The organism is Mycobacterium sp. 852002-51613_SCH5001154 (assembly GCF_001667425.1).
Lineage (GTDB): Bacteria > Actinomycetota > Actinomycetes > Mycobacteriales > Mycobacteriaceae > Mycobacterium.
Map to the genome: position 1 here is coordinate 1 of NZ_LZII01000013.1, position 10,033 is coordinate 10,033.

Annotated in this window: 6 protein-coding genes and 1 pseudogene; all 7 read left to right on the plus strand. The window is 71.6% G+C overall.

All coding sequences use genetic code 11. The annotated features are described in order from the left end of the window. Positions 1-502 (plus strand): annotated as a pseudogene (locus A5750_RS04800) (hypothetical protein); the annotation flags it as partial. After that, the gene (locus tag A5750_RS04805; protein ID WP_067261370.1) at positions 499-2,550 is read left to right on the plus strand and encodes a penicillin-binding protein 2; all 2,052 of its coding nucleotides are present in this window, start codon (positions 499-501) and stop codon (positions 2,548-2,550) included. The pseudogene A5750_RS04800 and the gene A5750_RS04805, both read left to right, overlap by 4 nt. A 113-nt stretch (positions 2,551-2,663) precedes the next feature. After that, on the plus strand, positions 2,664-4,193 hold the full coding sequence (locus A5750_RS04810; RefSeq protein WP_067261376.1) for a UDP-N-acetylmuramoyl-L-alanyl-D-glutamate--2,6-diaminopimelate ligase: 1,530 nt from the start codon (positions 2,664-2,666) through the stop codon (positions 4,191-4,193). Then, positions 4,190-5,824 carry a UDP-N-acetylmuramoyl-tripeptide--D-alanyl-D-alanine ligase gene (gene murF, locus A5750_RS04815; protein ID WP_067261372.1) on the plus strand — a complete coding sequence of 545 codons (1,635 nt, stop codon included), beginning with the start codon at positions 4,190-4,192 and terminating at the stop codon, positions 5,822-5,824. Before A5750_RS04810 ends, murF begins: the two co-directional genes overlap by 4 nt. Then, positions 5,821-6,900, plus strand: a complete 1,080-nt coding sequence (mraY, locus tag A5750_RS04820) for a phospho-N-acetylmuramoyl-pentapeptide-transferase (protein ID WP_067261374.1) — start codon at positions 5,821-5,823, stop codon at positions 6,898-6,900. The genes murF and mraY overlap by 4 nt, the downstream gene beginning before the upstream one ends. Position 6,901: 1 nt before the next feature. Continuing rightward, positions 6,902-8,359 carry a UDP-N-acetylmuramoyl-L-alanine--D-glutamate ligase gene (gene murD / locus A5750_RS04825; RefSeq protein ID WP_156659527.1) on the plus strand — a complete coding sequence of 486 codons (1,458 nt, stop codon included), beginning with the start codon at positions 6,902-6,904 and terminating at the stop codon, positions 8,357-8,359. A 6-nt stretch (positions 8,360-8,365) separates the two neighbouring features. Beyond that, positions 8,366-10,033 (plus strand): putative lipid II flippase FtsW (ftsW, locus tag A5750_RS04830; protein WP_082959038.1); only part of this gene is annotated, 1,668 nt, incomplete at its 3' end.

Consider the following 10,033-nt stretch of genomic DNA (forward strand, 5'->3'; position numbering starts at 1 on the left):
GCCCCAGCCCCCCCCCCCCCCCGCGCCCGCCGCGGAGGTCCCGATCCGGCTCAAGCCCGACCCCGTGGCGCCCGCGCCGGCGAGGTCCGGGCCCGAGGCGCTGCTGCGCGCACCGGACGGGGCGTCGACGCTGGGCGGCCAGCACCTGGCACAGGCCGGGCCTCAACAGTCGGCTGCGCCAGGTGTGCCGGTTGCGCCGGGAGTGCCGGTTGCACCGGTCACCGGGCAGGCCCCGGTGCTGCCGGTGCCGGGTGTGCCGGTGCCGGGGCTGCCCGCGCCGGCGGGACCCGCGCTCGCTCCGGCGCCCGCCGAGGTGTCGATCCCGTTGGGCGGCTTGCCCGTTCCACCGCCCGGGCAGCTGCCCGCGCCGCTACCCGCGGAGGTGCCGGTTCCGGTGCAGCGGGGGCCGGCCCCGGTTGCGCCCGTCGTCCCCGCCGCTCCGGTGCTCGCGCCGCAGCCCGCGGCGCCTGGCCCCATCGCGACGCCAGGTGCGCCCCGGTGAGCCGCGGCGACTCCTCGCGCAACCGCCGGTCGCAGCCGACGCGCGGTCCCCGTAAGACGCAGGAAGCCAAGGGGGTTCGCCAGCCCAAGCGGCGTGCGAAGCAGCAAGCCGAGGACGTCCGGGAGCCGAAGCGGTTCCGGAGGGCCAAGGACGCCAATAAGGCCCGACCGGCCGACCGGCCGGACGCCGTCGGCACCGGGCATTCGGCGCGGGAGCGGCGCACCCGGCTCGTGCAGGCGGGCACCCGCGGCGCGTCGTTCGTCTTCCGGCATCGAGCCGGGAACGCGGCCATCGGGGCCTTGATCGTGGTGGCGGCGGTCCAATTGTTCGTCCTGCAGGTGACCAACGCGCCGGCGCTGCGCGCCCAGGCCGCGGGCCAGCTCAAGGTCACCGACGTCGAAAAGGCGGTGCGCGGCAGCATCGTCGACCGCAACAAGGATCAGCTCGCATTCACCACCGAATCGCGCGCGCTGACGTTCCAGCCCAAGAGGATTCGCAAGCAACTGGAAGAAGCCAAGAACAAGAACTCGGTGGCCCCCGATCCGCAGCAGCGCCTGCGGGATATCGCCAAGGAGGTCTCCACCCGGCTGGGCAACAAGCCGGACTCCGCGACCTTGCTGAAGAAGCTGCAAAGCGACGAGAACTTTGTTTATCTGGCGCGCGCCGTCGATCCGGCCGTCGCCAGCGCGATCTCCGACAAGTACCCCGAGGTCGGTTCGGAGCGGCAGGATTTGCGCCAGTATCCGGGCGGGTCGTTGGCGGCCAACATCGTCGGCGGCATCGACTGGGACGGGCACGGGCTGCTGGGTCTGGAGGAGTCCCTGGACTCGGTGCTGTCCGGAACCGACGGCTCGGTCACCTATGACCGGGGATCCGACGGCGTCGTCATCCCCGGCAGTTACCGCAACCGGCACCGGGCGGTCAACGGTTCGATGGTGCAGTTGACCCTCGACGACGACATCCAGTTCTACGTGCAGCAGCAAGTCCAGCAGGCCAAGGATCTCTCTGGCGCGCACAATGTCTCGGCGGTCGTGCTGGACTCGAAGACCGGTGAGGTGTTGGCCATGGCCAACGACAACACCTTTGACCCTTCACAGGACATCGGGCGTCAGGGTGACAAGCAGCTGGGCAACCTGGCGGTGTCCTCGCCGTTCGAGCCGGGCTCGGTGAACAAGGTCATCACCGCGTCGTCGGTGATCGAGTACGGCCTGTCCAATCCCGACGAGGTGCTGCAGGTGCCCGGGTCGATTCAGATGGGCGGGGTGCCCATCCACGACGCGTGGGACCACGGCGTGATGCCCTACACGACCACCGGCGTGTTCGGAAAGTCCTCCAACGTCGGCACTTTGATGCTCGCACAGCGCGTCGGACCGGAACGCTTCTACGACATGGTGCGCAAATTCGGTCTCGGGCAACGCACCAACGTGGGCCTGCCCGGCGAGAGCGCCGGGCTGGTGCCACCGATCGACCAGTGGTCGGGCAGCACCTTTTCGAACCTGCCGATCGGGCAAGGCCTTTCGATGACGCTGTTGCAGATGGCCGGCATGTACCAGACGATCGCCAACGACGGGGTGCGGATACCGCCGCGGATCGTCAAGGCCACCATCGCGCCCGACGGCACCCGTACGGAAGAACCGCGTCCCGAAGGCGTGCGGGTGGTTTCGACGCAGACGGCCCAGACCGTCCGCAACATGCTGCGCGCCGTCGTGCAACGCGACCCGATGGGTTACCAGCAGGGCACCGGGCCCTCGGCCGCGGTGACGGGCTACCAGATGGCCGGCAAGACGGGTACCGCGCAGCAGATCAACCCGGCCTGCGGCTGCTACTACGACAACGTCTACTGGATCACCTTCGCCGGCATGGCCACCGTCGACAACCCGCGCTACGTCATCGGCATCATGATGGACAACCCGGATCGCAACGCGGACGGTACGCCAGGCCATTCGGCGGCCCCGCTGTTCCACAACATCGCCGGCTGGCTCATGCAGCGCGAGAACGTGCCGCTGTCACCCGACCCGGGTCCGCCGCTGACACTGCAGGCAACCTAGCAACATCTCCCCGCACGGCGGGAACGCCTCACGGCCGATGCGCCTAGGTAGGGTGTCATGGCCGATCATGAGGATCACGCGGGTCTGCAGGGAGGTGTGAACAAGTGGTGCCGATGCCCACGGGGCCGCGGCCCAGCGCCGGCGCTGGCACGCGCCTGCCCGCGCTGGCGGCCCAGGTCGGGGCGGTGCTCGCCGACCACGGTGCGGCGGTGCCCGACGTGGCCGTCACCGGCGTCACGCTGCGTGCCCAGGACGTGCGGCCGGGCGACCTGTTCGCCGCGCTGACCGGCTCGTCGACGCACGGGGCCCGCTTTGCGGCCGAGGCGATCGAGCATGGGGCCGTCGCGGTCCTCACCGACGCCGCCGGGGTCGCGGAGATGGGTGCGTCGGCATCGGCCGTCCCGACGCTCGTGCATCCGGCGCCCCGCAGCGTGCTCGGTGCCTTGGCCGCCACGGTGTACGGGCACCCGTCGGAGCGCACGACGGTGGTCGGGATCACCGGAACCTCCGGCAAGACCACCACGACGTATCTGGTCGAATCCGGGCTGCGCGCCGCCGGCCGGACGGCCGGGCTGATCGGCACCGTCGGGATCCGCATCGACGGCGCCGACGTTCCGAGCGCGCTGACCACCCCGGAGGCTCCCGCACTGCAGGCCATGTTCGCGGCGATGGCCGAGCGCGGGGTGGACACCGTCGTCATGGAGGTGTCCAGCCACGCGCTGGCGCTGGGCCGGGTGGACGGCACCGGGTTCGCGGTCGGCGCCTTCACCAACCTGTCCCGCGACCACCTCGACTTTCACCCCACAATGGCGGACTACTTCGAGGCCAAGGCGAAGCTGTTCGATCCGGCGTCGCCGCTGCGGGCCCGCCGGGTCGTGGTCTGCATCGACGACGACGCCGGGCGCGCGATGGCCGCCCGGGCCGGCGACGCCATCACCGTCAGCACCGGCGACCAGCCCGCGCACTGGCGCGCCATGGATGTGATCCCGCTGGGCGGCGGGGGACAGCAGTTCACCGCGATCGACCCCGCCGGTGTGCGCCATCGGGTCGGCATCCGGCTGCCCGGGCATTACAACATCGCCAATTGCCTTGTCGCGCTTGCGATTCTTGATGCGGTGGGCGTCTCACCGGAGCAGGCGGCGCCGGGGTTACTGGAGACCCGGGTGCCCGGCCGCATGGAAGACATCGACTGCGGCCAGGATTTCCTCGCGCTCGTCGACTACGCCCACAAGCCGGGCGCGCTGCGGGCGGTACTGACCACCCTGGCGCGTCCGGGGCGCCGGCTGGCGGTGGTGTTCGGCGCCGGCGGCGAGCGCGACCCGGGCAAGCGGGCGCCGATGGGCGCGACGGCGGCCGAGCTGGCCGACCTGGTCGTCGTCACCGACGACAACCCGCGCGGCGAGGACCCCGCCGCCATCCGCCGCGAGATCCTGGCCGGGGCGGCCGCCGGCGCCGGTGCGGCCGAGGTGGTCGAGATCGGCGACCGGCGGGCGGCGATCGAACACGCTGTGGCCTGGGCCGGGCCCGGCGACGTGGTCCTGGTGGCGGGCAAAGGCCACGAAACGGGCCAGCGCGCGGCGGGGGAGGTCCGCCCCTTCGACGACCGGGTCGAGCTGGAACGGGCGCTGAAGGCGCGGCGATGATCGACCTGACCGTCGCGCAGATCGCCGACATCGTGGGCGGCACGCTGGCCGACATCTCGCCGCAGGCCGCCGCCGGGCTGCGCGTCACGGGCACCGTCGAATTCGACTCGCGCGCCGTCGGTCCCGGCGGCCTGTTCCTCGCGCTGCCGGGGGCCCACGCCGACGGGCATGACTACGCCGGCGCGGCGGCGGCGGCCGGGGCGGTCGCCGTCCTGGCCGCCCGGCCGGTGGGGGTGCCCGCCATCGTCGTGCCTGCGGCACCGACGGCCGGCCGCGCCGACGGCGGCCTGGCCGGGGTGCTCGAACACGACACCGACGGCTCGGGCGCGGCGGTGCTGGCCGCCCTGGCCAAGCTGGCCAGAGCGGTGGCCACGGAGCTGGTGGCGGGCGGCCTGACGATCGTCGGAATCACCGGCTCGTCGGGGAAGACGTCGACCAAAGACCTGGTGGCCGCCGTGCTCGAGCCGCTGGGCGAGGTGGTGGCCCCGCCCGGGTCGTTCAACAACGAGCTGGGACACCCCTGGACGGTGTTGCGCGCGACGCGCAGCACCGACTACCTGGTGCTCGAGATGTCGGCCCGCCATCGCGGCAATATCGCCGCGCTGGCCGAGATCGCCCCGCCGACGATCGGGGTGGTCCTCAACGTCGGCACCGCCCACCTGGGCGAGTTCGGCTCCCGGGAAGCCATCGCGCGCACCAAATCCGAACTGCCCCAATCGGTTCCGTCTTCCGGAGTGGTCATCCTCAACGCCGACGACCCGATCGTGGCGGCGATGGCCGACGTCACCGAGGCGCAGGTGGTGTGGGTCAGCCGGTCCAGCCGCACCGATTCCGGTCCCAGCGACGTCTGGGCCGACGGAGTGTCGCTGGACGAACTGGCCAGGCCCCGCTTTACCCTGCACGCGATGGACAGCGCGGTCGAGGTGCGGCTGGGCGTGTACGGCGACCATCAGGTCGCCAACGCGTTGTGCGCCGCCGCCGTCGCGCTGCAATGCGGGGCCACCGTCGAGCAGGTCGCGGCCGCGCTGGCGCACGCCGGGCCGGTGTCGCGGCACCGGATGCACGTGACCACGCGCGCGGACGGGGTCACGGTGATCGACGACGCCTACAACGCCAACCCCGACTCGATGCGCGCCGGACTGCAGGCGCTGGCCTGGATCGCCCACGGCGCAGACGAAAAGCGCAGGAGCTGGGCGGTGCTGGGCGAAATGGCCGAGCTCGGCGAGGACGCGGTAGCCGAACACGATCGCATCGGCCGCCTGGCGGTGCGCTTAGATGTGTCTCGACTTGTCGTCGTGGGAAGTGGGAGGTCGATGAGCGCCATGCACCACGGAGCGGTCATGGAGGGCTCGTGGGGAGCTTCCGGTGATCGGGGGGCCGTCAACGTGGCCGATGCCGACGCCGCCCTCGCGTTGCTGCGGGCCGAGGTCCGGCCCGGCGACGTGATCCTGGTCAAGGCCTCGAACGCGGCCGGGCTGGGCGCGCTGGCCGACGCGCTGGCTCGTGACGATCGCGAGGGCGGCGAAGCCGGGCGAAGCGGGTCGTCACCATTGACCCGTGACGATCGCGAGGGCGGCGAAGCCGGGCGAAGCGGGTCGTCACGATTGAACGAGAGCGGGACGGGCGCGTGAGGCAGATCCTGATCGCGGTGGCCGTCGCGCTTGCTGTGTCAATCCTGTTGACGCCGGCGCTGATTCGGTTGTTCACCCGCCAGGGATTCGGCCATCACACCCGTGAGGACGGCCCGCCCAGCCATCACGCCAAGCGCGGCACGCCGTCGATGGGCGGGGTGGCGATACTGGCCGGCATCTGGGCGGGATACCTCGGGACGCACCTGGCCGGGCTGGCGTTCGACGGCGAGGGCGTTTCCGCGTCGGGTCTGCTGGTGCTGGGCCTGGCGACCGTGCTCGGAGGCGTCGGCTTCCTCGACGACCTGATCAAGGTCCGCAGGTCGCGCAATCTCGGGCTGAACAAGACGGCCAAGGCCGTCGGGCAGGTCGCCGCCGCGGTGCTGTTCGGGGTGTTGGTGTTGCGGTTCCGCAATGGCAGCGGGTTGACACCGGCCAGCTCGGACCTGTCCTACGTGCGTGAGATCGCCACGGTCACTTTGGCTCCGGGGCTGTTCGTGGTGTTCTGCGTGGTCGTCGTCAGCGCCTGGTCCAACGCGGTCAACTTCACCGACGGCCTGGACGGGCTCGCGGCCGGCTGCATGGCGATGGTCACCGCCGCCTACGTGTTGATCACCTTTTGGCAGTACCGCAACGCCTGCGTCACGGCGCCGGGCCTCGGCTGCTACAACGTGCGCGACCCGCTGGATCTGGCGCTCGTCGCGGCGGCCACGGCGGGCGCGTGCATCGGCTTTTTGTGGTGGAATGCCGCTCCGGCAAAGATTTTCATGGGAGACACCGGATCACTGGCGCTGGGCGGCATCATCGCGGGCCTGTCGGTGACCAGCCGCACCGAGATCCTCGCCGTGGTGCTGGGGTCGCTGTTCGTCGCCGAGGTCACTTCGGTGGTGCTGCAGATCCTGGCCTTCCGCACCACCGGGCGCCGGGTGTTCCGGATGGCGCCCTTCCACCACCATTTCGAGCTGGCCGGCTGGGCCGAAACCACGGTGATCATCCGCTTCTGGCTGCTCACGGCGATCACCTGCGGTCTGGGCGTGGCCCTTTTCTACGGTGAGTGGCTCGGCGCGATCGGTGCCTGACGTGCCCGGGCTCGAGCCCTTGGTGCCGGGCGCGCCCGTGCTGGTGGCCGGCGGCGGCGTCACCGGCAAGGCGGTGCTGGCGGCCCTGGCCCGGTTCGGTGCCGCGCCGACCCTGTGCGACGACGACCCGGCCACGCTGCGCCGCTACGCCGACGGCGGCGTGGCGACCGTGACCACGCCGGCGGCCGCGCAACGCGTCGCGGAGTACGCCCTAGTGGTCACCAGCCCGGGATTTCGGCCGGACACACCGCTGCTGGTCGCCGCCGCGGCGGCGGGCGTGCCGGTCTGGGGAGACGTGGAATTGGCCTGGCGGCTCGACGCGGCGGGCCAGTACGGGCCGCCGCGGCGCTGGCTGGTGGTGACCGGCACGAACGGCAAGACCACCACGACCTCGATGCTGCACGCCATGTTGACCGCCGCGGGCCGGAGCAGCCTGTTGTGCGGCAATATCGGCGATCCGGTCCTCGATGTCCTCGACGCGCCCGCCGACCTGCTGGCCGTCGAGCTGTCCAGCTTCCAGCTGCACTGGGCGCCCTCGGTGCGGCCCGAGGCGGGCGTCGTCCTCAACATCGCCGAAGACCACCTGGATTGGCACTCCACCATGGCCGAGTATTCGGCGGCCAAGGCGCGGGTGCTCAACGGCCGGGTAGCGGTGGTGGGGCTCGACGACGCCCGGGCGGCGGCGTTGCTAGACACCGCCGCGGCCCCGGTGCGCGTCGGCTTCCGGCTCGGCGAGCCGGCGGCGGGCGAACTGGGCGTGCGCGACGGCCAACTCATCGACCGCGCCTTCGCCGACGACCTAGCGCTGCTGCCCGTCGAATCGATCCCGGTGCCGGGGCCCGTCGGCATCCTGGACGCGCTCGCCGCGGCGGCGCTGGCGCGCAGCGTCGGTGTGCCGGCCGGGGCGATCGCCGACGCGATCGTGTCCTTCCGGGTGGGCCGGCACCGGGCCGAGGTGATCGCGGTCGCCGACGGGATCACCTACGTCGACGACTCGAAGGCCACCAACCCGCACGCCGCCGAGGCATCCGTGCTGGCCTACCCCAGCGTGGTGTGGGTAGCGGGCGGTTTGCTCAAGGGCGCATCGGTGGACGCCGAGGTCGCCAAAATGGCCCCCCGGCTGGTCGGCGCGGTGCTCATCGGCCGAGATCGCGAAGAGGTTGCGGAGGCGTTATCGCGACACGCGCCGGATGTCCCCGTCGTCCACGTTGTGACAGGCGAGGATGCTGATATGAATGCGACGGCTGTGGCCATTGGTGCAGATGTGACAGAAGTGAAACATTCGGGCGGGGATCTCGGCACTTCCGTCATGACCGCGGCGGTGGCCGCGGCCCGCGACCTGGCCAGGCCCGGCGACACGGTGTTGCTGGCGCCGGCCGGCGCGTCGTTCGACCAGTTCAGCGGGTATGCCGACCGTGGCGACGCCTTCGCCGCCGCCGTCCGCGCGGCCACCCGGTAGGCGGGCGTGGGTAATCCGCTGGCCCGGCTGAGACGTCGGGGCAAGGCAACCGAAGCGACCGCCGACACCGCCGCGGCCGAGCCGGCAGAGGCCGACGCCGACGAGGCGACCGGCCCCGTGAGCACCGGCACGTCGGAGGCCAAGCCGGCCGGGAAAACACAGGTCAAGGCCGAAGAGCGTAACCGGTTCGGCGCCTGGCTGAGCCGGCCCATGACCTCCTTCCACCTGATCATCGCGGTGGCCGGGCTGCTGACCACGCTGGGCCTGATCATGGTGCTGTCGGCGTCGGGGGTGCGGTCCTACGACGCCGACGGGTCGGCATGGGTGATCTTTGGCAAGCAGGTGCTGTGGACGGCGATCGGCCTGGTCGCCTGCTACGCCTCGCTGCGCATGTCGGTGCGGTTCATCCGCCGCGTCGCCTTCACCGGGTACGTCGTCACCGTCATCCTGCTGGTGCTCGTGCTGGTGCCGGGCATCGGAAACCTGGCCAACGGCTCGCGGAAGTGGTTCGTCATCGCCGGCTTCTCCATGCAGCCGTCCGAGCTGGCCAAGATCGCCTTCGCCATCTGGGGTGCGCATCTGCTGGCGGCCCGCCGGCTGGAGCGGGCCTCGCTGCGCGAGATGCTGATCCCGCTGGTCCCGGCCGCGGTCATCGCGCTGGCGCTGATCGTGGCCCAGCCCGACCTCGGGCAGACGGTGTCGCTGGGCATCATCCTGCTCGCGCTGCTGTGGTACGCCGGGCTGCCGCTGCGCGTCTTCGCCACGTCGCTGGTGGCGGTCTTCATGGCCGGCGCGATCCTGGCCATGTCAGCGGGTTACCGCTCGGACCGGGTGAAGTCCTGGATGAACCCCGAGAACGACCCGATGGACACCGGCTACCAGGCCCGCCAGGCGAAGTTCGCCCTGGCGCACGGCGGCATCTTCGGCGACGGCCTGGGGCAGGGCGTGGCCAAGTGGAACTACCTGCCCAACGCCCACAACGACTTCATCTTCGCGATCATCGGCGAGGAGCTGGGCTTCGTCGGCGCGTTCGGCCTACTGGTCCTGTTCGGGTTGTTCGCCTACACCGGGATGCGCATCGCCCGGCGCTCGGCCGACCCGTTCCTGCGGCTGCTGACCGCCACCACGACGATGTGGGTGCTGGGCCAGGCGTTCATCAACATCGGTTACGTGATCGGGATCCTGCCGGTGACCGGCATTCAGCTTCCGCTCATCTCTGCGGGCGGAACCTCCACGGCGGCAACGCTTTTCATGATCGGGATCATGGCCAATGCGGCCCGTCACGAGCCAGAGGCGGTGGCCGCGCTGCGCGCCGGCCGCGACGACAAGGTGAACCGGTTCCTGCGGCTGCCCCTGCCGCAGCCGTACGCGCCGACCCGGCTGGAGTCGTTCCGCGACCGCAAGCGCGGCGGCAAGCAACCGGCCAAGGGGGCCCCTTCGCGCAACGGCACCCGCAAGGCCGCCCAGGCGCCCGCCCGCAAGCGTTCCCGCAAGGCCGAGGAACCGCTGCGGCCGGCCTTCTCCCGCACAGCCGGCCGCCCGGCCCGCAGGGCGGTGCATCATGGATCTGGCCAGCGGAACGCCGGCCAGCGTCAAGCACGGCGCGCTCCGAGCCGCCGAACACAAGCAACACCCGCGCGTCGTCGGCGAAGCCGAAGTGCCTGCGCGCCTCGG